This window comes from Pseudoalteromonas sp. B160, from assembly GCF_037162485.1.
Lineage (GTDB): Bacteria > Pseudomonadota > Gammaproteobacteria > Enterobacterales > Alteromonadaceae > Pseudoalteromonas > Pseudoalteromonas rhizosphaerae.
Genome location: NZ_JARLUX010000002.1, coordinates 712,103 through 735,730 on the forward strand (window position 1 = coordinate 712,103; position 23,628 = coordinate 735,730).

A 23,628-nucleotide genomic window follows, 5' to 3' on the forward strand; every position below is an offset into this window, starting at 1 on the left:
AAAATGAAACTTTTTACAAAAATGACCAAAATTGCTTTATTTGGTGCCACACTTGGTTTTGCGGGCAACAGCGTTGCTGCTGAAGCTATGGATTTAGACTCGTTATTAAAAACACTTGAGCAAGGTAAAACACAGCAATCAGCACAAAATAAACAACGCGAGCAAGAATTTGCTGCACGTCAAAATGAACAAGTGCAAATGCTTAAAAACACTCAAGCAAAACGTAATCAAATGCTGGTTGAGTCTGAGCGTCTTGAAACACAGTTCGAAGAAAATGAAGTAAAACTTGCTAACCTAACCGATACATTATCTAAGCGTATGGGTTCATTGAAAGAACTTTTTGGTGTGCTGCAACAAGTGGCTGGCGATTCAAGTAATAAATTTGCAACGTCAGTAGTGTCTGCACAGCTACCTGGTCGTGGTGCTTTTATGGATGAATTGGCTCAAAAAATGGGCTCGACTTCTAAACTTGCATCAATCGAAGACATTGAAAAAGTATGGTTTGAACTGCAACGCGAAATGACTGAGCAAGGTAAAGTGTCACGTTTTACAACAGATGTAATTGTAGAAGGCGGCAACAAAGCTAAGCAAGAAGTTATGCGAGTGGGGGCTTTTAACTTAATTTCAGAAGGTAAGTATCTTGATTATAACACCAGCACTAATACGTTAAGCGAGCTTACCCGTCAGCCTGTTGGCCGTTACACCTCAACGGCGAATGATTTACAACAAGCTAAATCAGGCACTGTACAATTTGCGCTTGACCCAACCGGTGGCTCTATCCTTGGTTTATTGGTACAAGCACCTGATACTTCAGAGCAAGTACATCAAGGTGGTGCAGTAGGTTACGTTATTTTAGGCGTTGGCTTACTTGCTTTAATTATCGCTATTGAACGATTTGTTTCATTGATGCTAATGGGCAGCAAAATCCGTCGTCAACTTAAAGACTCAGTGCCACGTGATGACAATCCACTTGGTCGTGTAATGAAAGTCAAAGATCAATACCCTGATGTAGCATACGACACCTTAGAGCTTAAATTAAGTGAAGCGATTTTACGTGAAATGCCAAAAATCACCCGCAACTTAACGCTCATTAAGATTATCTCGGTCGTTGCTCCATTGTTAGGTCTTCTTGGTACGGTAACCGGTATGATCAATACCTTCCAAGCAATCACCTTGTTTGGTACAGGTGACCCTAAATTAATGGCTGGTGGTATTTCACAAGCGCTTGTTACTACGGTACTTGGCTTAGTTGTGGCAATCCCAACAGTATTTTTATACACCTTATTGAATACCCGCTCTAAGAACTTGCTGCTTATTTTGCAAGAACAAAGCGCAGGTATTATCGCTGAGCGTAGCGAAAAGGGAGCATAACCCATGGTGCTATTGATTGACTCAATCAATGCTATCCGTGATTTTCTCGACACTGGTGGCCAAGTTCTGTTGGTCATCGGAGTGTTAATCTTCGCGATGTGGTTATTGATACTCGAGCGATTTATTTATTTTTTTAATGGTTTTCGTAGTTACAAACATGCCATTAAAAGTAGTTGGACAGGGCGCGATGAGCGTAATAGCTGGAACGCTGAGCAAATCCGCCAAGCAACTATTTCACGCGCTGGGATGAAGTTAAACAACAACTTAGCGCTGATCAATGTGATGGTTGCCTTGTGTCCGCTGCTGGGGTTACTCGGTACGGTAACAGGTATGATAGAAGTGTTTGATGTGATGGCGATTACCGGAACGGGCAGTGCGCGTTCAATGGCATCAGGTGTATCGAAAGCGACTATCCCGACAATGGCAGGCATGGTTGGTGCGTTATCTGGTGTATTTGCTTCTACGTACTTACAACGCAAAGCAAAGCGCGAAGTAGCCCTACTTGAAGACAGCATGGTTTTAGACCATTAAACAACAATTTTTAGTATGTGGCGAAAGCCACATACAATCAGGAGAATAAAATGAGAGCCCCATTAGGAAGCCTTTTTCAAGAAGATGAAGCTGAAGAAATAAACATGACCCCGATGCTTGATGTTGTGTTCATCATGCTTATTTTCTTCATTGTAACCGCCTCTTTTGTTAAAGAGTCAGGTATCGATGTAAATCGCCCAGAAGCGGCAACAGCCGTTAAGAAAGAGCGTGCAAATATTCTAGTTGCGATTTCAGATCAAGGTGAAATTTGGATCAATAAACGTCAAATCGATGTGCGTGCTGTGCAAGCAAACATTGAGCGTTTAAAAGCAGAAAATCCACAAGGTAGTGTGGTTATTCAGGCTGACAAAAAAGCCACTACAGATACCCTTATTAAAGTGATGGATGCAGCACGCGCCGCAGGTGTATTTGATGTGTCTATCGCGGCACAAGAAGCCTAAGGAAGCCATAATGCGTTATTTAGTAGCATTATTAGTTGCCGGTGTTGTGACCTTTATGTTGTTTTTGGGCATGCAAGCGCTTATCACCGGTGGTGAAGGGGCGATGACTGAGCCTGCAAAAGGCAATGTACTTGATTTTGTAAGGCTTAAAAAAGAAGAAACGGTACAAAAGAAAGAACGTAAACCACAAAAGCCGCCAACGCCGAAAGAGCCTCCGCCGCCAATGGATTCACCGCAAATGCAAAATAGTGATCCAAATGCAGCAGCGTCTAACTTTGACTTTGGTGCCAGTGTTGATGCTGACGTGAGTCTTAGTGGCGGGTTAGCACTTGATTCAAGCGACGGTGAATATCTACCGATTGTAAAAGTGGCACCTGTTTACCCGCGTCGAGCATTGTCACGGGGCATTGAAGGCTATGTGATTGTTGAGTTTACAGTGACTAAGCAAGGTACTGTTCGTGATGCAAAGGTAGTAAAAGCTGAGCCTGAATCATTGTTTGATCAAGCAGCCATGGATGCCGCACTTAAATTTAAATACAAACCTCGCGTAGTAGACGGTGAAGCTGTTGAAGTTGCGGGTGTACAGAATAAAATTTCTTTCCAAATAAATGGTTAGCACTGAATAAATGGATAGAGAAACGAGGCGATTATGAAATTATTAAAAACAGCATTATTTTGCTCGTTAGCACTAAGTGCTAGTGTTGCTTTACCAAGCGTAGTAAGTTTGTTGCCAGGTGTTAATTTAGCAACGGCCTATGCAGAGGAAGTAAAAACAAAGCGCGTGCCGGCACTGCGTGAAAAAGTATATAGCCAATTGGCTCGTGCGCAAAAGTTAGCTGATGATGGTGATGCAAAAGCGGGCCTTGCTGCGCTTGATAATATTAATGAACGTTCATCCAGTATGAACTCGTATGAAAAAGCCATGATGTATAATTTTTATGGTTTTATTTATTACAACGAGAATGATTTACCGAAAGCGATCGCGTCGTTTGAAAAAGTCGTTGCTGAAGAAGAGATCCCTGAGTCTTTACGATTAAGTACCAGCTTTAGTTTAGCGCAGCTTGCAATGGCGAATAGCGATTACAACAAAGTGTTAGACTTTTTAGCGCAATGGGATGCAATCAACACTAAGCCTAAAACGGATGCTTACTATGTGCTTAAGTCGCAAGCTTACTATCAGCTAAAAGATTACCAAAATGGTATTGATAACATTAACTTGGCTATCGCGCAAAGTGATAGTGAAGGCAAACAGCCAAAAGAGAACTGGTTAGTGTTACTGCGTGCTATGTATTATTCACTTAATCAAACTGAGAATGTAGTTGCTGTACTTGAACGTATGGTCAAACTTTACAATAAGCCTGAGTATTGGGTTCAGCTCGGTGGTATGTATGGCGAAACAGGTAAAGAAAAACAGCAGTTAGCAATACTCGAAGCCGCTTACCAGCAAGGTTTTTTGACTTCTAAATCAGACTTGCGTCAACTAGCACAAGTTTATTTATACAATGGTTTAGCTTTTAAAGCTGCCGATGTGATGAGTAAAGCTGTTGCATCTGGTATTGCGGAAAAGTCAGCTAAAAATTACGCATTTATTGCAGAAGCCATGATACAAGCAAAAGAAGATGAAAAATCTGTTAGTTATTTTGCAAAAGCAGCTGATCTTTCAAGCCATGGAAAGTACGAGCAACGTTTAGCCGAAGTGTATGTGAATCTTGAAAAGTATGAAGATGCAGCTGATGCAGCGCGTAAAGCGCTTGATAAAGGTTCACTAGATTTTGAATCAAATGCTTATGTTGCTTTAGGTATGGCGCAATATAGTTTACAAAACTTTGACGCGTCTATTTTAGCATTCGAACAAGCCGAGAAGCATAAAAAATCGCAGCGATTAGCTGAACAATGGATTAAATACGTGAAACGTGAAAAATTGCATGCTGAAACATTACGCACTGCTTTGTTATAAGTAAATATGCGTTAAGAAACGCTATTTTAACTTCAACGATTTTATTAAAAAACTCGTTTTATAATCGCAACACCAAAACCGCCTCAGGGCGGTTTTTTTCGTTCTAAATATTCCTAACAAATTGTTATTTAAATAAATTAGATTGTCACTTTATGTTTATTAAAGTGTAACTGTATTGTCATACAGCTCCCGTAAGGTAGTGTTCGTTGAAAAACTCAAGTGACCTTAAAGCATGTCTTGCGTGCTTTAACGTGACTTGGGTTTTTACTTAATGCGCTAATAAAATAATTAAATATCTTAATGGAGTGAACAATGAAATTATCTGGTTTATTTAAGGTCAGCCTAGTGGCTACTGCAATTACACTCGCTGGCTGTGGCGGTGGTGATATTAATATTAATGTTAAAGAAAATGTAACATCACCAACACCTACTAATCCAACAACGCCACCAGTGAATACTGATCTTCCAGGTGAATATAGTCAAAGTCTTTCTACTGAAATTTCAGCTGCCTTAGGTCGTGAAGTAAAGGTTCAAGTGCTTTCAGGTGAAATTACTAAAGATACGACATTAACCACGGATGCTTTTTGGGCACTTGATGGTGCAGTGTTTGTTGGTAAAGATAAAGCAGATAGCGCAACGCTTACAATTGAACCTGGAGCCGTTATTTTTGGTAATAATGGTTCAGACTACTTAGTTGTAAGTCGTGATTCTAAAATTGAAGCGACAGGTACCAAAAATGATCCAATCATCTTCACATCAAAACAAGATGTAATTGGCGAAACTACAGCCGCTGGCCAATGGGGGGAATGGTTTTACTTGGAAATGGTATATCTAATAAATGCCCAGCTGAAGGTGATTGTGCTCTACAAGTTGAAGGTGTTGAAGCGGGTGCGGTATTTGGTGGTACTGACAATACTGATAGCTCTGGTACATTAAAATATGTTGTTGTTAAAAATGCCGGTTACGAGCTCTCAACGGGTAATGAGCTAAATGGTATTACTTTTGGTGCCGTAGGTTCAGGTACTACCGTTGATTACTTACAAGTACATAATAACTCTGATGATGGTGTTGAGTTTTTCGGCGGTGCAGTTAACTTAAAACATGTTGTTTTGACGAGCATCGACGATGACAGTATCGATTGGGATAACGGTTTCCAAGGCAAGATGCAGTTTGTTTATGTTGAGCAAGATAAAAACTCAACGGATGCTAACCGCGGTATTGAAGCCGATAACGACGGAAAAACGCCTTCAAAAGATCCTAAATCATTACCTATCATTTCTAACTTAACCATTATTGGTAATAACTTTAAAGGTGAAGATGAAGCTGAAGGCATCTACTTACGTGAAGGTACCGGATTGCATTTGTATAATACTGTGATCACCGGTTCTGATGAAATGGGTGAATGTTTAGAAATAGAAGGGATCGCGGTAGATAAGGACGGTAATGCATTATTTTCAGACAGCGAAACTGTTAATAATGCGAATGATGGCACTATTTTAATGCAAAATACCTTCATGTCTTGTACTAATGGCGAAAACTTCAAAAATCCTAAGGGTGCAGATGGTTCTACGTTACTAGAACTTGAAACTTGGTTTACTAATCAAACAGGCAACGTTATTAACGACAAACCTATGCTTGGTGTTAATGGCCAACCAATAGCAGGTTCACCTTTATTAGGTGCCGGCCAAGATGTTGCTAATACTGTTGATGCATTCTTTGATACCGTTGATTTTATTGGTGCTTTGAATGATTCTGATGATTGGCGTCAAGGTTGGGCATTTGGTTATGGTGGTGGTGAAGTGACTGCACCTGCTGCAGTTGCAGGTTGTCCTGCAGGTACGACTTCGATTTCACCAGCGGATAACGTAACGACAACATGTGAAATATCAGGCCGTATAACTTCTGACTTAACATTAACAGCAGGTAACTTATACGCTGTAGATGGCGCCGTTTTTGTTGGTAACGATAATGCTGACTCTGCAACTCTAACTGTTGAGCCTGGCGTTACTGTTTATGGTCGTAACGGTAAAGATTATATTGTCATTAGCCGTGGCTCTAAAATTGACGCCAACGGTACTAAAGATAAGCCGATTTCGTTTACCTCAAGACAAGATGTTGCTGGTCAAGCAACAGCTGCAGGTCAATGGGGCGGTTTAGTTCTATTAGGTAATGCACCATCTAATAAATGTCCAGAAACAGGCGAGTGTGCGCTACAAGTTGAAGGTGTTGAAGCGGGTGCAGTTTTTGGTGGTACTGATACAGCTGATAACTCTGGTACATTACGATATGTTCGCGTTATGAACGGTGGTTATCAATTATCTATTGGTAACGAAATCAACGGCATTACGTTTGGTGCTGTGGGTTCTGGTACTACTGTTGAGTATTTACAAGTGCATCAAAATGCTGATGACGGTGTTGAGTTCTTTGGTGGTAATGTTCAGGCTAAATACCTTGTGCTAACTAGTATTCAAGATGACAGCATCGATTGGGATAATGGTTTCCAAGGTAAGCTTCAGCACATCCTTGTTAAGCAAGCTGCAGATAACTCAGATGCTAACCGTGGTATAGAAGCCGATAATGACGGTAAAACACCATCTAAAATGCCTAAATCAAACCCAATGATTGCTAACTTAACCATTATTGGAAATACCTTTAAAGGTGAAGATGATGGTGAAGGTATGTACTTCCGTGAAGGAACGGGTGCGCAAATCTATAACACGATAGTAACAGGGCCAGTAGGCATGGGTGAGTGTTTAGAGGTTGAAGGTATTCCAGTAGATGAAAATGGTGCACCAATATTTACTGAAAGTGAAACTGTTAATAATGCAAAAGATGGCACCTTAATGATTAAGTCATCAGTTATCGCATGTTCTGAGAACTTTAAAGACCCAAGCGGTGTTGATTTCAGTGTAGAAAACTGGTGGACAGCAACGCTAGGTAACTTAGTAGCATCAGGTCAAACTGACGTAGTAAATGGTATCTATACTATTGATACAACAATTCCTACGGATGTAAGTGCAGTAGATGACTTCTTCGATAAGACATCACATATTGGTGCTGTATCGAGTGATAATGACTGGACAGCTGGCTGGACAGTAGGTCTGGAATAACACAGTAAGAATGGGTGCTAGCGCTTTACTAGCACCTTTTTAAACACTTTCTGTAACTTATTTCAGATAGAGGTAGACATGAAACAGTTTTCTAAAAAGTTTTGCTTATCCACACTTTCAGCAGCAATTTTATGTAGTTTAACCGTTTCAGCAGATGCTGCTGAAGCACAAGACGATGCTGTACTTGAAGAAGTTGTGGTTAGCGCAAGTCGCTTAAAAGGCACTGCAACAGCTGTGCTTGAAGAGCGAAAACAACAAGCATTTGTTGCTGATATTATGGGGGCTGAGCAAATTTCCCGTAGTGGTGATAGTGATGCAGCATCTGCGTTACGCCGTGTAACGGGTTTAACCTTAGTCGATGGTAAATTTATTTATGTACGCGGTTTAGGTGAGCGCTATTCCAGTACTCAGCTAAATGGTGCTGCTGTACCTAGTCCTGATCCGACTCGCTCAGTGATCCCGCTTGATTTATTTCCATCAGGAATTATTGAAAGTTTGTCTGTGCAAAAGTCTTATTCTCCTTCTATGCCAGCCTCTTTTGGTGGTGGTAATGTGGATATACGCTTAAAAAGCATTCCAGACCAATTTGTTTTTGATGTATCAGGTCAGCTTGGTTATAACACCAATAACTTTGATGATGGCATTGAGTACAATAGCGGCTCGAACGACTGGTATGGTGTTGATGATGGCACCCGTGAAATACCAGATTCAATCATGGATATTTATAACTCTGGGCAATCATTAGATGATCTCACACCAGAGCAAAGTCGTGCTTTAGCACTTGATTTAAACCGTGATTATGACCCGCAAGCAACAAGTGTAAACCCCAATACTAAGTTTACAGCAACACTGGGTAATAGTTTTGAGTCAGGTGATTGGCGTTACGGCTTTTTATCAGCGGTTAGCTATGATAACAAATACTTTGTTGGCGAAGAATACCAAGGCGAAGACTTCCGTTTAGGTGAGAACAGTGCTGCTATGGTGCGTGGTTACGACCAAATCACTGCCACTGAGCATAATGTAAAAATGTCTGGAATGGTTAACTTTGGTATTGAGTACAATAAAGCGCATCGTATCGATTTTAGTACCCTTATTCTGCGTGACACCGAAGATAAAATTCGTGATCGCCTAGGTATTGATGAAAATAATAACCAGTCAGATAACAAGCGTATACGCTCATATGATGTAAGTTATGAAGAAAGAGAGTTAATAGTTAACCAAATCAAAGGTATGCATACATTCGATTTTCTTAACTATGCAGGTTTTGATTGGAAATACTCAAACGGCCGCTCAAACCGTTATGCACCAGGAAATATGCAGACGCGGTTCATTGTAAATGATGCAAACGAAGATGGTAATTATGATTTAGTTAATGAAATCGCATTAACCAATGCCACAACGGCTGCTCGTTATACATTCCAAGATCTTAATGATGAAGTAGAAAACTACGGGTTTAATTTTACTTTTCCAATCATGTTAGATGGTGTGGATATAGAATTAAAATCAGGTGCTGATTATGTCTCTAAAGAACGCTCGGCTTCCAACCGTCGTTTTGACATAAACACTCGCGCATTTAAAGACCTTGATTTAAATGGCAATGAGTTGAATACGATTCTTTCTGATGATGCAATAGCTAACGCAGAACTAAATCTACCCATACTTAATGATACAACGTTTGCAGGTGATGATTACCGTTCAGCACAGAAAACAGATGCTTATTACTTTGAAGCTGATTTTTTCTTCAATAATAAATGGCGTGTGACAGGTGGCTTACGTTGGGAAGATTTCAGGCAAGTGTCAGTGCCACTTGACCCGTTTACTGGTGGCTTAGATCCTTCAATCGATTATGATGATTTAGGTAACTTAGCGTTTCAAGAAGATGATATTTACGGTGCGCTTGCATTTACTTATATTCAAGACGATCAAACACAATGGCGTTTAAGCTACGGTGAAACGGTTGTACGTCCTGATTTACGTGAGATATCTGAATCTACTTACATTGATCCGTTAACTGAATATCCTGTTGGCGGTACGCCTGGATTACGTACAACTCAAATCAAAAATTACGATTTTCGTTGGGAAAACTACTTTGATACCGGTGAAAACTTCTCTGTTGGTCTGTTTTATAAAGACATGATCGATCCAATTGAGTCGGTGCAATCTCCCTCTCAAGATGGACCGCCACTTGTACGTATTGCCAATGCTGAAGATGGCTATGTTGCCGGAGTTGAGTTTGATTATCTTAAAGATTTCGCTTTCTTAGGTGGTTTTTGGCAAGATGTATTTATGAGTGGTAATGTTACACTCAGTGATTCTGAGATAAGCTTAGACCGCCAAGTGATAGTCGATCAAACTGGAGTATCAGCGGCAATTACTAATACGAAGCGGCGTTTAACCGGTCACTCTAAATATGTTGTAAATATGCAGCTTGGTTACGATGCGCCATCAGGTGAGCATGCTGCAACGTTGGTTTATAACGTATTTGGTGAACGTATTATTATTCCTGGTATTGAAGGACAAGATGATTGGATGGAGCAACCTTTTCATTCAGTTGACTTAAATTATACTTATTACCCTGATTTTAACTCAAGCATTAAGTTTAAAGTGTTGAACATTTTAGGCCAAGAGCAAAAAATTGAAGCAGATGGGGTATTAACCCGCTCGAAAGAAAAAGGGACTGAATTTTCTGTAGAGTACAAATATCAGTTCTAATTTAAAATAGCCTAGGAAGGCGAATATAAAAACTTACAATAATTGCCCTACCTTTTGTAGGGCTTTTTTGTGTCGTTAAGATCTTAATTTCAGAATTATAAAAAAGGTATATGAAATAATTTTAAGTTAGCTGTTATTGACTAGTTTTGCAGGGTATAGGGTGCTAGATTGTTCGTTCTAAAAATTAAATCTCACGCAATGAATTTTAATTTTTAACGTATTAGGTATTTCTTATGACTCAAATAGTGGAACAAACAATGAAAAAAGTAGGATTGGTCGGATGGCGGGGCATGGTTGGCTCAGTGTTATTAGAGCGTATGCAACAAGAAAATGATTTTGCTCATATCGATACTACTTTTTTACTACCTCGCAAACCGGTCAGCTTGGCCCTGATTTAGCAGGTCCTGCAAAACCATTACTTAATGCAATGGATTTTGAATCGCTGGCAAACATGGATATTATTATTACCTGTCAAGGTGGCGATTATACCAAAGCTGTATATCCACAATTACGTGAAGCAGGTTGGGACGGCTATTGGATTGATGCGGCATCAGCACTGCGTATGAGCGATGACAGTATTATTGTACTTGATCCGGTCAATAAAGATGTGATTGAACAAGGCCTTGAGCAAGGCGTTAAAACTTATGTGGGTGGTAACTGCACAGTGTCACTCATGTTATTAGCATTGGGTGGTTTATTTGAGCAAGACTTGATTGAGTGGGTAAGCCCAATGACTTATCAAGCTGCATCGGGTGCCGGTGCTCGCAATATGAAAGAGCTCATTGCGCAAATGGGCTCTATTCATGCAAGTGTGGCTGACAAGCTAGCTGATCCACAAGCCGCTATTTTAGAAATTGATAAACTAGTCACACAGCAAATAGCCTCAAGCGATTTACCGCAAGAGCAATTTGGTGTGCCGTTAGCAGGCAGTCTTATCCCATGGATTGATGTGCCAATGCCATCGGGTCAATCTAAAGAAGAATGGAAAGCGCAAGTTGAAGCGAACAAAATTTTAGGTTCATCTAAACAGCCTGTGCCTATTGACGGTTTATGTGTGCGCATTGGTGCAATGCGCTGTCATAGCCAAGCTATGACCATTAAACTACGTGAAGATATTAGCGTCGAGAAAATAGAACAGATTTTAGCCTCACACAATGAGTGGGTTAAAGTTATCCCTAATGAGCGTGATATCACTGCTACGGATTTAACCCCAGTTAAAGTAACTGGTACATTAAGTATTCCTGTAGGGCGTATTCGTAAGTTAGCAATGGGACCTAAATATATTAGTGCTTTTACTGTTGGCGATCAGTTATTATGGGGTGCTGCAGAGCCACTGCGTCGTATGCTACGCATTATTGTTGATAATAAACATTAGTTTATTAGCTGCCATTTATTACAGTTAATATGGAGGGCTGGCAATGTGCCAGCCCTTTTACTTTTAAACACACTTAGTTGCGCGTGAATAGCCAGCAAATATAGTACGATGTTAATTAACGATTAATGCGTTCAAGTGAGTCTGCTAATTGGTCAATTCGGGTCCGTGTTGCATCTACTAAATCACTGATCTGATCAGCTGATCCTGACGAACGACTTGCCAGCTCTCTAACTTCTGATGCGACTACGGCAAAACCTCGGCCAGCATCACCAGCACGAGCAGCTTCAATAGCGGCATTCAAAGCTAGTAGGTTTGTTTGTCCTGCAATACCAGAAATACTGCCAACAATGTCACCGATTTGATTACCCACTTTTAAGAGTTCTTGCATTGCCTGATGTGTTTCTTTTAGTGCAATTTGACGATCAGTAATATCTACACCAAACACTACGTAACGTGTTACTTGATCAGAAAAATCCTTCAATTCACAAACCTGTGCATCGAACGAACGTTGAACTTGTTGTTTATCTGTAAATTCAACGACCAAACTTAGTTGCTCGTCTTGATTGATAGTTGTGCTCTGCTGCTTTTGAAGTTGTTGCCATATGGTATTCGCTGCTACTTTTGCTGCCTCGTTACTGCCCACTTTTTCAAGGAACAGTTTATTCATATTCACGAGCTCACCTGTAGGCTGAAATTCAACAACCATTAACGACCCATTAATGAGGGCTAATCGATCAAGAGAGTCTTTGGCTGATTGTTTAGTTACAGTAATGTCAGCTTGCACAGAGACATAACGATGTACTTTTCCTTGTTCGTTAAATACAGGATTAATTGACATAGCAATCCAATATGGTTTGCCTTGTTTATTATAATTTAATATCTCTTCATAAAAGGGCTGCTTTTGGCTAAGCTTATTGCGAATATTTGCAATGGTTTGGGGATCGGTGTCATTGCCCTGCAAGAATTTACCAGGTATTTTCCCTTTCACTTCATCGAGTTGGTAACCTGTCATTGTTTGAAAACCATTATTTACATAAAGAATTTCACCTTGTTCATTGGTGATAACAACGGCGTTACTGGTCTCATTAGCCACTAGCGATAACATTTCAACTTCTTCGCGTTTCGATACTTCATCGGTGACATCTTTTACAAACGCAGTATATAAAATCTCATCGCCGACAACGACTTTAGCTAAAGTAATTAAGCCCCAGCGAATAGTCTTTTCGCGAGTATGAATTGGTAATTCTATTGGCTTACCAATTAGCCGATTAACCCCGGTATCACGGTTACGATTGACGTAACTGTCGTGTTTGCTGCGGTGCTCTGGTGCTACCAACATTTTAATATTTTGACCGATCATTTCCTCACGGCTATAGCCCCATATTTTCTCAGCCGCGGGATTAGCAAAAATGATCAAGTTTTGACTGTCGATAGTTATTACACCATCGTGAGCTTGCTCTAGAACTTGTTCAGTCATTGAGCGCTCATCACGCTCTTTACTGCAATCGCGGGCAAACGCTGTGTAGTAAAGCTTTTTGCCCATTTTTACTTGAGATAAAGTTATATTGATCCAGGTTGTTGAACCATCTTTACGCTCTATTTGCAGTTCAACGGCAGAGCCAACAATCCGATCTTCGTTAGTTGCACGGTGGCGATTTACATAACTATCATGGTTTTTTTGATGAACTTTTGGTACTAGCATACGAACATTTTTACCAAGTACTTCTTCAGCTTTATATCCCCAGAGTGTCTCGGCAGCATGGTTGATGTATACAACGTCATTATTATCATTAATGGTTATAACTGCGATTACAGTTTGGTCCATTGAACGTTTAGACAAATCATTATTTTTGAAAAACATGAAAAACCTTTTCATTTTAGTGTATTAACACACCAGTTTGCAGATGCTATTAGGCGTATTCAGGCTGTTTATTAGCAGTGTGTATTCGCTTTCTAAGAGCGATGAAATATTAGATAAGAGAAAGAGAAGTTAAGTAGCAGGGTTAGCCATATAACGAGCTTAATTCATTTGAAAATAAAATTAGTTATAAAATACATTACTCAGATAGTAGATACATCCTAAACAAGCTTTACAAACATTAGTCTGAGTTATTTAGCGTAACTCCTACCCGTCGAACGTTCTGAATGAACTATTGGATCAGTCGCAGCTATAATTATTTTCAGCAATATGGTGACATCAAGAGGACAAGAGGATGAAATTCTAAACACTCATTGAATTATAGACCCTTGATTGATATATAGCTAACTTTCTCGAAAACGCAGTAATTAAACTCGCCATTAGCATTGTTTTTATTGTTGTCTTACCTCGCTTGAGTTTTGTTACGGTTTAATTAGCTTGATAGTTTCTTGCTTAATACTCAACAGCTTACTATATTTATGAGAGTATTTATTTGGCCTTCTGTTATGAATATATCAAAAAAGTTAAAACTATCTTTTGCCTCAGCTATCGCTTTACCTCTTTTTATTATTGCGGCGCTAGTGATCACGCAAACAAGAGACCAAGCGCTTGATAACTTTGCGCAAATGAGCGAAAGAGAAGCACGGCAAATAGATAATGGTATTGCTATGTTTTTTTCTGAAATAGAAAAAAATGTTGATTATCTAGCTTCACATCAAATGGTCTTAGCTGCTAAACAAGATGTCAAAGCTCATGTTGACACAAATAATCCAGTGATGCTGAAACATCTCCAAGGCAGCAGTGTTGAGCGTGCCGCATTTCAACAGTTTGATCACTTCGGCCAAACTCACCCTGGGCTTGCTTATATTTATATGGGTAATGAACAAGGTGGTTATATTCAGTGGCCAGCGGGAGAAGTTAATGCTAATTATGACCCACGATCTCGACCTTGGTATTTAACAGGTAAATCTGCAAGTGGTAAAACGGTTCGCACTAGTGCTTATTATTGGGCAGCTGACGATATGGTTATTGTCTCTACTGTAAAAGCAATAAAAGATAATGGACAAATTATCGGTGTACAGGGAATGGATGTTTCTTTGCAAGGACTGACAGAAATTATTGCTAATATTAAGCTGGGTGAAACCGGTTACTTAATGTTGATTGAAGATACGGGAAATGTACTTGTTGATGTTAAAAATGAAGATTTTCGTTTTAAACGTTTGGCAGATATTGCGGATGGTAAATACAAACAGTTAGCTGCAAATACTCAAGGTCAGTTTGAAATTGTCATCAATAACAAAGATTTTATTGCCAATATATATACTTCAGCTAAGTTGGGCTGGAAATTTATTGGTTTAGTTGAAAAGTCAGAGGTGATGAGCGCTGCAAACACCATGACATTGACAATTATAATTATTAGTACGGTGCTAATTATTGTATTCATTTTAATCGCAAGTTACATTTCAAAAGTAATTTCTTCGCCTATAGTTGAAGTCAGTGATGGTCTGACTGAAATTGCACAAGGTGGTGGTGATCTTACTCGACGACTCACAATTAAGACAAAAGATGAAACGGCTAAGCTGGCCAATAGTTTTAACCTATTCTTAAACTTGATTGCTGATTTAGTAAGACAGATCAACGAATGTGCACTAAATGTGAGCGGTACGTCAGAGCAAACGTCTACACAAGCATCGCAATTAACTTGTTCTACCTCACAACAACAGCAAGCACTGGAAATGGCGGCAACCGCAATTAATCAAATGGCTGCGACAGCCAACGAAGTAGCTTCAAGTTGTGCTAATGCGGCAGATCTGGCTATGCAAACGCAACAGGCATCAGAGATAGGTCAAACAGTGATCACAGAGACCGTTCAAAGCGTGGTTGTTTTGAGCGAAGTTATAAGTAAAGCAACGGATGATATATCGCAACTTGACACTGAAAGTGAAAATATCATGTCGATTTTAGGCGTTATAAGAGGTATTGCTGAGCAAACTAATTTGCTTGCTTTAAATGCTGCAATAGAAGCTGCTCGAGCGGGTGATCATGGTCGTGGTTTTGCTGTCGTTGCAGATGAAGTGCGTGCACTGTCGCAACGTACGTCTGAATCCACAGAAGAGATTGCTACGCAATTAGATAAACTACGTAGCATGTCTGGTCAAGTCACTACTGAAATGAAACGCAGTTTAGACAGCACTAATAAAACGGTTGAACTATCCCATGCTGCACAGCAACAATTTACGGAAATAACAGCGTCTATTGTTAATATTAGTGACTTAAATACGCAGATAGCAACCGCTGCAGAAGAGCAGCAGCATGTCGCTGAAGATATAAATCGCAATGTTATAGAAATTAAAAATGCGGCTGATGATGTTAGCGATATTGCCGCTAATACCAGTAATAATGGAGATAAATTAAAAGCCTTATCGCACGTTCTTACTGATTTAGTTGGTAAATTTAAAGTGTAATAATAACAGCGTCTAAAATAAAGAATAATCAACATATAGCCATTCTTTGACAATTGAACTCATTATTTTGCAATGCTAATGAGTGTTGTCTGCTTTATAATAGTGATTTTATTCTATGTGCTGCATTAATTTTCTGGTATTTTTTTGGGTTGAAATTCAAACCTTGTTGTTTTATGTGCTCGTTATAGTGGGAGGCAGATAATGGTTTTGAGAAATAAAAGCCTTGAAATTCTTTACACCCCATATTTGCCATAATTTCGACTTGTTGTTGTGTTTCAACTCCCTCAGATACGCATTTTATTCCAAGTTCATCACACATGACGTGAATTGCTTTTACTAAGCTCTTCTGCCTTGTTGAGCTTGTAACTTGGCTTATTAGCGAGCGATCAAGTTTTAGCTTATTTATAGGATATTCGGCTAAGCGCGCAATATTTGAATAGCCTACGCCAAAGTCATCTACGGAAATTGTGAATCCCCATGATTGTAGGTTTTGCATCAACGCCAATGAATATTCTTGGTTCGCTTCTAATGATGTTTCGGTCAGTTCTAATTCAATTTGACTTGGTTTGACATTAAAGTCCGCTAAGTATTTTACTAATTTTGACATGAAATCGCTTTGGCCAAAATCAAGCAATGATATATTTATTGCAACAGGCACTAGTGGGATTTCATCTTTGCTCCAAGTTGCAATTTGAGCACATACCTTTTGAATTATTAAATCTGTTAGCCGACTGATCATACGGTATTCCTCTGCGATCGGAATAAACACCGCGGGTGATACAACACCAAGAGTTTGACTGTTCCAGCGTGCCAATGCTTCAAGTCCAATGCACTTGCCGTCATGTGTTACTTTAGGTTGATAGTGTAACTCTAACTCGCCGTTATGAAGTGCTTCGTCCAATAACATTGATATTTCGTGTTTTTCTAAAAATTCTTGTGAGCGTTTTTCATCATAACCATTAATAGGGCGATGATTATCAGCAAGTTTTAATGCCTCAATTGCATTGTTTAATACATTAGCACTGCTTTTTCCTTGTCTTGGAAAGTTGGAAAAACCAAATAAAAATGACTGTTGGTATTTTTCGCCCCGGATTATATAAGGTTCATCAACCACATGTTTAATCTCGTTTAAGAGCTTATGTTCTATTTCGTTAGTAGTGCTTGTAGTTATTATAAATGCTAATTTATTATTACCTACATGAGCGCACAGAACGAGGGCTTCATTAGAGTCTTTTAAGCGCTTATAAGCAGATACTAAGTGTGCTTTTGCATCTGCTTTACTGTATTTGAGATTTAAATATTCATTATTCGCACTCTGGGTGACCACAATATAGAAATCGCCTTGGTACTTTGCTACAAATCTTTCACACTGAAGCTCAAACCATTCTCTATTGGGGAGGTGTGTTTGACCATCGCTGTAACGTAAACGTTTGTTTTCTTGCTCCATTGCTAATAAGTTTTGTTTTATTTGATGTTGTTCAGTGCAGTCATCAAAGCGCAGCACACAGTAATTAGAGTTAGTAACTTGCTGGCAATGTACAGTTTTATAGGTATTTTTATATTTAAATACTTGGTCCTTATGTTGGTTAGCTACAATTACTAGATTAGGTAATAATTTATCGAGTTTAACGGTGCTGTTTTTAACTGTTGCTTTGAAACCAAATAACGTTTTCGCTTGGCTGTTAAAATCGATAACGGTGTTATCACTATCGATAATTATTTTTGCAATACTTGATTCAGTAAAAAACGTTCTATAAAGCTCTTTTTTTGCTGCTAGATGACTATTTGATTCTGCCATGGTTTGATTTAAGCGTTTTGCAGCAACAATGGTTCGCGCAACTGCGAGCGGAATACAGATATTAAAGAATAAAAATAATAGCCCTGATATATACCAGTCTGAATTTGGTAGTTGTGTATTTATAGAAGTCAGAGATGAAATATCAACGTTGTTTATTATAAAGTAAAAAGGCACGATATTTAAAATTGCATAACCTAGCGCGGTCCTCACACCTAACAGCATCAATGCAATAATAGGGCATGCATACATATACATAGAGCCTACCTTTGCAAGGTTGATGTCTGTTAAAAATACATTCATTGAGATTGTTGCGGCAACAATACTTAATAGCAGGGCATGTGCACATAAAGTAAAGTATTTACGGCTAGCAATTAGTAAGGTGGCCATTGTCACAGAAAAGCTTGCAGCAAGCACAATAATATATATTAAGTTGAACTCAATTGCGGCGTTTAAAGTATGGCAAAATACTGAGAAACATAAAATTACACCAGCGGTTAAAATAATGCGTAGTGCACTGATACGCCAGTTAGGTACTAGAACGTTTGAATTAACGTGATCTGATAGTAAAAAGTAGCGACTTAAGTAATGCATTATAGTTGGTGTAGATTTATCATTTTTTTATTAGACCATTGATAAATAGCTAAAAGCAATAATTTATTAGTTTTTAAATCCTTTACTAAGAATAAATGCTTGGTTTAGGGGGAAGGAAACTACAGAGCAGCTTAATTATAATGGCGTTAGCACCTAAGCCTTTATATCCTTAGGTGCTAGTTTATCAATACTTAGCTTTTGGGTTTTAATAGTGTTTTTAGTTCTGCTATTTGCGCTTTTAACTCATTTATTTGCCCTTGGGTTGCGGGCAATGAATCTACATCGGCTTGCTCTTCGCGGGCATTGCGATGCTCCTCTGACATAACTTCTAAAATAGCGCCTACCATCATGTTTAAAAATACGAAAGCGGTTAAGAATATAAAGGTAAGGTAGTAAATCCAACTTAGCTTATAGACAGCCATGGTTTCGTACATGACGTCGGTCCAATCTTCAAAGGTTGCTATTCTGAACAGAGTTAACATTGAAATTGATACGTCTCCCCATAGGACTGGGTTTATATCAGAAAATAACATGCTACCAGTTGCGGCATAAATATAGAAAATAACAAACATTAATAGTGCAATGTAGCCCATTTGCGGTATGGCTTTTAATAATGAATTAACCAACAAACGCAGTTCTGGCACCATAGAGACTAAACGTAGTACACGGAATATTCGTAATAAACGGGCTATAAAAATGGTCGAACCTGCAGCTGGGTATAAACTGCCAATGACGATTATAAAGTCAAAAATATTCCAGCCTTTGCTAAAAAAGGCTTTTAAGCCTTTACTTGCAACATAGCGGATAATTAGTTCTATTAAGAAAAACACCGTGATGCCAACGTCCATCCAATGTAAAGCAAATTCAACAGTGGGGTGTAACGAATAAGTGTGTGCACCAACAGTGAGCGCTGATACGACAATAACGGCGATAACAAATGATTGAAATAGTTTACTTTTATCGATACGCTGGAACAGCTCTTGTAACTGCGACAACATCATAATTAGCCCTTAACGGTTATAGATATAAAACGTTTGCAATATACAGCAAAATCGTCACGGATGAATTACTTTTCCAGTTTAAAATGTAAGGAATTTTTAATGCTTTTCAATAGGCTAAAATGGGTTGTAAGTGCCTTCGCGGTTCTGTTTTTAACCGCTTGTAGTACCGATGCCCGCTATCACGAAGTTCAAGCTGCTCGCTTAGGCGAATGTAGTCATATGGCAGATAAAGAATACCATCAATGTATAAAGCGCCAAGAAGACGGTTACAAAGAATTTAAACAGCAGCAAGATATAGTCCCAGAGAACGACTTAAGCCAAGAGCACACCACTAAAAATGACTAAAACGCAAAAGCAGCTCGATAAATTATTGCGCGCTACTTTAACTGGCGCATGCGAGCAGATCAAAGATCATCTAACAGACTTTAGTTGGTTAACTCATCATATAGATTTAAAAAAACCAGCTACATCACTTAAAGTCAGATGTTATTTTATTGATGCGCTTGCACTTGAGCAGGCAAAACAAAAGCAACAGCTAGCGTTAGTCGAAAGTATTATAGTAACAGAGCTGGCTGTTATTAACTTAACCCCTCAAGAGGTTCTGTTTTTAGCTGATTAAATTTAAGGAAAATCGATGTGTCTAATGTAATCAATAATCAAAATCCAGACTGATTGTTTATTGCACAAACAAAGCTCAGGTTAACTATCAGAGCGTGAAAACACAACGATTACGGTGCTTTAGTTTGGTATCAAGATGACATACAGCTATAATCCAACAAAATAGTAAAAGAGATCCATTATGGCAGTTCCTACTCGTTCACAAATCACCCCTGGCACCGAAGTTAATATCGTTTTAAAACAAGATCAGCGTAGCGGCACATTAACGCAAGGTGTTGTTGAGCGCCTTTTGACTAAATCACCCAATCATCCGCATGGTATTAAAGTGCGCTTAGAGGATGGTCAAGTAGGGCGAGTGAAAGAGATTTTGTCATGAGTGCACTTACTTTAAGCGAATTCTGGCAATTAGTTACCGTTGCAGATAGAACCGCAGAGCCAGAATCAGTCAGTGAACGTTTAAAAGGTTTACTTACAGATTTAAGCGATGCACAGCTCATTGAATTTGATAAGCAATTTAGCATTTGTATGCGCCAAAGTTATACTTGGGAGCTATTCGGTGCTGCGTTTGTAATGGCCGGTTGCAATGATGAATACGGTTTCTCAGAATTTCGTTGTTGGTTAATTTCTCGTGGTGAAGCAGCTTTTAATGCTGCGCTTGAAAATGCTGATTCTTTGGCTGATTGCACACCTGTTTATCATTTAAACGAGCAGCCTTATCCTTACTTAGATGAGTATGACTTGATCGCTGGTTTATTATATGAACAGCGTAATGAAGACGAATTACCCTTTGCTCCTTCAGGCCTTGATCAACCCAAAGGTAAGCGCTTTAAAGATAAGCCTAAATTTTTAAAGTTGGCATATCCGCAACTATTTGCTAAATATTGGCAGTAACATAATATTAAAAACCAACCATGATTCAGTATACTGGCTGGTTTTTATTTTAATCACCGTAGCTATGCTATGCTATGCTGAGTATATAAATCAATAAATGTCAGGTATTTAATGCGCTATCGTAAAGTATTACTGTGTTTAGTGTCGGTTTGTTTAACTACAGTTGTCAGTGCTAAAACTGAGCTGCCAAGTAATAAAAGTCAGTTTATTAATTTATTCAATACTAAGGTTGGTAGTTATCAATTGGTATCAGGTGAGGCTAAAATGTGTGCTGGTGGACAGTTAGCATGGCTTGATGCAAATGAGCCTGATCTTGGCTTTAAGCTCGGTGATGAAATTATTTTTAATAACTTACACCATGGCACACAAACGAATAAAGTCGCTAACTTTTGTTTGGTCACTACTAAGTATAAATACACCACGCAAAGCATTACCATGTCACTACGCCATACTCGCTGTGAAAACGAGACAGATAATTTAGACACGAGCCAAACGCTGCGTTTTATTTCGCCTACAACGCTTGCGTACAGTGTAGAGAGCAGTAATGTTCGTTGTCAGTTTGAACTACAACTTTAAATTTAACGATAATGTGAGTTTTTTATAAATCACAACTTATTTTCGGTAAATGCTGCCAACGCGTTGTGTACTGAGGCGATAAAAATGCACGCTTCATATGCCATGCTTGGCTTTGTTGCTGACTTGCCAGAGTTAGCGTGTCGTAGCCGTATCGCTTATTAATTGAATCTAAACACTCCATTAGTTTTATGTTGTCTTGGCTAGGAGCAAATAGGTCGGGTTGTTGAAACTGTTGTGAACTAAGCTCGAGTGCACCCACACCACATTTATAAAAACGGACGTTGTGTTGATATAGCTGCGTAAATATTTCGCTAATTGCTTTAGCAAATACACGGCTATCTGCGCTAGATACGGGTAACTCATACACTAATGATTTTTTATAGTAATGTGACTCATGGGGCGAGCTTGCCACAAATAGTAACAGGCGTTTAGTTAAGGAGCGTTGCTGACGTAGTTTGCGAGCGACAATAATACTGTGATTGATCAACGCTGTTTTTAATGCAACCGGATCAGTTAAACGTTCACCAAAACTACGGGTCGAAAAAATTTCACGCTTATCTTGGCGTACATCATCCCAATTTAAACACACAATGCCATTTAGCTCATTAACTGTACGCTCAAGCACTACGCTAAATAAACGTTTCATACGTTTTGGTGTTTGTTTGGCTAAATCAAGCGCGCTGTTAATGTTAAGTAGTTTGAGTTTTTTAGCTAAACGTTTGCCAACGCCCCATACATCAGCTACATCCATCGCGGCTAAAATATGTTGTCGTGCTTGTTCGCTATCAATCACTGCAATCCCATTAAAACCGTTGAGCTTTTTAGCAGCATGATTAGCTGCTTTAGCAAGGGTTGGTGTAGGGCCAAAGCCAACTCCAACAGGGAGTTTTGTTTCGCGCCAAACTGTGCGACGAATTAACTGGCCATACTGATGCCAGTCATTAATGAGTGGGGTAAAGCCGTTAAACTGCAAAAATGCTTCATCAATCGAATATACATGTTGGGTGTCGCAAAAACGGCTGATCACATTCATCATTTTATCGCTTAGATCCGCGTACAACTCATAATTAGATGAGCGAATAACCACCTTATGTTTGGCCAGTAAATGTTTAACTTTAAAGTAGGGCTGAAACTTAGGGATATTTAAGCGCCGCGCGATAGGACATATCGCACAAATGCAGCCATCGTTATTGGTTAATACTACAACAGGTTTTGAGCGGATCGCTGGATCAAATACTTTTTCAGCGCTGGCGTAAAACGCCACTGCATCCACTAAGCAATACATTGGCGCAGCTCAGCACTAGAGCGATGTAATCGAATCGAACGAGTAACCACACCTTCTAATTGAAATTCATCACTATCAGTCAGTTGCACTGGGGGATATAAGTCCGATGCAGAGAGTAGCCGTGCATTAGTTTTATCTAATAATTTACAAACAAATAAACCATTTAAGTTAGCTACAATGACATCACCATTTTTAGCTTCTTCGGCGCGATCAACCAATAATAAATCGCCGTCAAAAATACCGACCTCTTGCATTGAGCAGCCGGATGCCACACCAATAAACGTCGCATCGGGGTGTTTGATCAATAGCTGATCCAGTGATAAACCAAGTTCTTTATACTGAGCGGCAGGTGATTCAAACCCGCATACGCCCGCTTCGATATAAATAGGAATAACAAACATAAATAATTAACCAAACACATATGCTGTATAAGTGTACAGTATATGTGTTTTAGTTAACTTATGCCAAGTAATGGATCTGCGATCACTGCATATTTTTAATCATTTTTTGAGCAGTATCTAAAAAGTCATTGATTTGTTGAGAGTTTAAGTTTTTGCACATTTGCTCATTAACATGCTGTTCGGCGTTTAATAGTTTGTCATAAAGAGCATGACCTTCAGAGGTAAACGATAAGATAAAGCAACGCTTATCGTGCTCACTGGCATCTTTGTCAATCAGCTTTAATGTAATTAGTTCTTTAACTAAGCGTGCAATTTGCGCTTTATCGCGCTGGGTTTGATTCACAATATCGTTAGCAGTGCAGTGAGTTGTCGCTGCAATAATATGTAGGCAACGCACATGCATTGCGTTTAACCCAAGCTCACCTGCATTAATAGCTTCTCGTATGGTAACGCGATAATTTTGCATTAAAGCAAATAATGTATTGGCCAATGAAGAGTTCATAATAAATCCATAATGGTTGACAAAGTCAATTAAATTGCTATAGTTGATTTTATCAACCAATGGGG

Annotated in this window: 18 protein-coding genes and 2 pseudogenes; 14 read left to right on the forward strand and 6 right to left on the reverse strand. The window is 39.1% G+C overall.

All coding sequences use genetic code 11. The features are described 5' to 3' along the window. The first annotated feature begins 3 nt into the window (after nucleotides 1–3). The 8 genes and pseudogenes from P4S61_RS21690 (at nucleotide 4) to asd (ending at nucleotide 11,517) form a co-directional block, all read left to right on the forward strand. Nucleotides 4–1,371, forward strand: coding sequence for a MotA/TolQ/ExbB proton channel family protein (locus tag P4S61_RS21690; protein WP_145235582.1), 1,368 nt, complete (start codon nucleotides 4–6; stop codon nucleotides 1,369–1,371). Nucleotides 1,372–1,374: 3 nt separating this feature from the next. Continuing rightward, nucleotides 1,375–1,902: a MotA/TolQ/ExbB proton channel family protein gene (locus P4S61_RS21695; RefSeq protein ID WP_145235579.1), complete on the forward strand. Its 528-nt coding sequence runs from the start codon at nucleotides 1,375–1,377 to the stop codon at nucleotides 1,900–1,902. A gap of 50 nt (nucleotides 1,903–1,952) precedes the next feature. After that, entirely contained in the window at nucleotides 1,953–2,363 is a 411-nt protein-coding gene (locus P4S61_RS21700) for an ExbD/TolR family protein (protein WP_145235576.1), read from the forward strand. A gap of 10 nt (nucleotides 2,364–2,373) precedes the next feature. Then, a complete protein-coding gene (locus P4S61_RS21705) occupies nucleotides 2,374–2,979 on the forward strand; it encodes an energy transducer TonB (protein WP_149980248.1) in 606 nt (201 codons plus the stop codon). Between the two features lie 33 nt (nucleotides 2,980–3,012). Next, complete coding sequence (locus tag P4S61_RS21710; RefSeq protein WP_145235570.1) at nucleotides 3,013–4,320, forward strand: tetratricopeptide repeat protein; 1,308 nt, start codon at nucleotides 3,013–3,015, stop codon at nucleotides 4,318–4,320. 312 nt (nucleotides 4,321–4,632) lie between these two features. After that, nucleotides 4,633–7,430 (forward strand): annotated as a pseudogene (locus tag P4S61_RS21715) (hypothetical protein). A 78-nt stretch (nucleotides 7,431–7,508) separates the two neighbouring features. Then, a complete protein-coding gene (locus P4S61_RS21720; protein WP_337119185.1) occupies nucleotides 7,509–10,142 on the forward strand; it encodes a TonB-dependent receptor domain-containing protein in 2,634 nt (877 codons plus the stop codon). 233 nt (nucleotides 10,143–10,375) lie between these two features. Continuing rightward, nucleotides 10,376–11,517 (forward strand): annotated as a pseudogene (gene asd / locus P4S61_RS21725) (aspartate-semialdehyde dehydrogenase). Between the two features lie 115 nt (nucleotides 11,518–11,632). Here the strand turns inward: asd and P4S61_RS21730 are convergent. Next, entirely contained in the window at nucleotides 11,633–13,378 is a 1,746-nt protein-coding gene (locus P4S61_RS21730; RefSeq protein WP_182731234.1) for a PAS domain S-box protein, read from the reverse strand. Nucleotides 13,379–13,941: 563 nt separating this feature from the next. Between P4S61_RS21730 and P4S61_RS21735 the strand changes: the two genes are divergently transcribed. After that, nucleotides 13,942–15,900: a methyl-accepting chemotaxis protein gene (locus P4S61_RS21735; RefSeq protein WP_182735185.1), complete on the forward strand. Its 1,959-nt coding sequence runs from the start codon at nucleotides 13,942–13,944 to the stop codon at nucleotides 15,898–15,900. A 94-nt stretch (nucleotides 15,901–15,994) separates the two neighbouring features. On the opposite strand, the gene P4S61_RS21740 is transcribed toward P4S61_RS21735, so the two are convergent. After that, nucleotides 15,995–18,289, reverse strand: coding sequence for a sensor domain-containing protein (locus P4S61_RS21740; RefSeq protein ID WP_337119186.1), 2,295 nt, complete (start codon nucleotides 18,287–18,289; stop codon nucleotides 15,995–15,997). 191 nt (nucleotides 18,290–18,480) lie between these two features. Continuing rightward, on the reverse strand, nucleotides 18,481–19,287 hold the full coding sequence (locus tag P4S61_RS21745; protein WP_182731243.1) for an ion transporter: 807 nt from the start codon (nucleotides 19,285–19,287) through the stop codon (nucleotides 18,481–18,483). A 102-nt stretch (nucleotides 19,288–19,389) separates the two neighbouring features. Here P4S61_RS21745 and P4S61_RS21750 point away from each other — a divergent pair, with 102 nt between their 5' ends. The 5 genes from P4S61_RS21750 to P4S61_RS21770 all read left to right on the forward strand — a co-directional run bounded on the left by P4S61_RS21750 (nucleotide 19,390) and on the right by P4S61_RS21770 (nucleotide 21,375). Beyond that, nucleotides 19,390–19,635, forward strand: coding sequence for a hypothetical protein (locus P4S61_RS21750; RefSeq protein ID WP_145239155.1), 246 nt, complete (start codon nucleotides 19,390–19,392; stop codon nucleotides 19,633–19,635). Further along, nucleotides 19,628–19,909, forward strand: a complete 282-nt coding sequence (locus P4S61_RS21755; protein ID WP_145239153.1) for a hypothetical protein — start codon at nucleotides 19,628–19,630, stop codon at nucleotides 19,907–19,909. Before P4S61_RS21750 ends, P4S61_RS21755 begins: the two co-directional genes overlap by 8 nt. Before the next feature lie 180 nt (nucleotides 19,910–20,089). After that, nucleotides 20,090–20,284: a YwbE family protein gene (locus P4S61_RS21760; protein ID WP_145239148.1), complete on the forward strand. Its 195-nt coding sequence runs from the start codon at nucleotides 20,090–20,092 to the stop codon at nucleotides 20,282–20,284. Continuing rightward, nucleotides 20,281–20,799: a DUF4240 domain-containing protein gene (locus P4S61_RS21765; protein ID WP_145239146.1), complete on the forward strand. Its 519-nt coding sequence runs from the start codon at nucleotides 20,281–20,283 to the stop codon at nucleotides 20,797–20,799. Before P4S61_RS21760 ends, P4S61_RS21765 begins: the two co-directional genes overlap by 4 nt. 111 nt (nucleotides 20,800–20,910) lie before the next feature. Then, a complete protein-coding gene (locus P4S61_RS21770) occupies nucleotides 20,911–21,375 on the forward strand; it encodes a hypothetical protein (protein ID WP_145239144.1) in 465 nt (154 codons plus the stop codon). A 22-nt stretch (nucleotides 21,376–21,397) separates the two neighbouring features. Here P4S61_RS21770 and P4S61_RS21775 read toward each other — a convergent pair whose 3' ends face one another. From P4S61_RS21775 to P4S61_RS21785, 3 genes are all read right to left on the reverse strand, one after another. Then, nucleotides 21,398–22,660, reverse strand: coding sequence for a Y-family DNA polymerase (locus P4S61_RS21775; RefSeq protein WP_145239141.1), 1,263 nt, complete (start codon nucleotides 22,658–22,660; stop codon nucleotides 21,398–21,400). Then, nucleotides 22,648–23,061 carry a LexA family protein gene (locus tag P4S61_RS21780; protein WP_145239137.1) on the reverse strand — a complete coding sequence of 138 codons (414 nt, stop codon included), beginning with the start codon at nucleotides 23,059–23,061 and terminating at the stop codon, nucleotides 22,648–22,650. The genes P4S61_RS21775 and P4S61_RS21780 overlap by 13 nt, the downstream gene beginning before the upstream one ends. An 82-nt stretch (nucleotides 23,062–23,143) precedes the next feature. Continuing rightward, entirely contained in the window at nucleotides 23,144–23,563 is a 420-nt protein-coding gene (locus P4S61_RS21785) for a MarR family winged helix-turn-helix transcriptional regulator (RefSeq protein WP_145239134.1), read from the reverse strand. Nucleotides 23,564–23,628 lie beyond the last annotated feature (65 nt).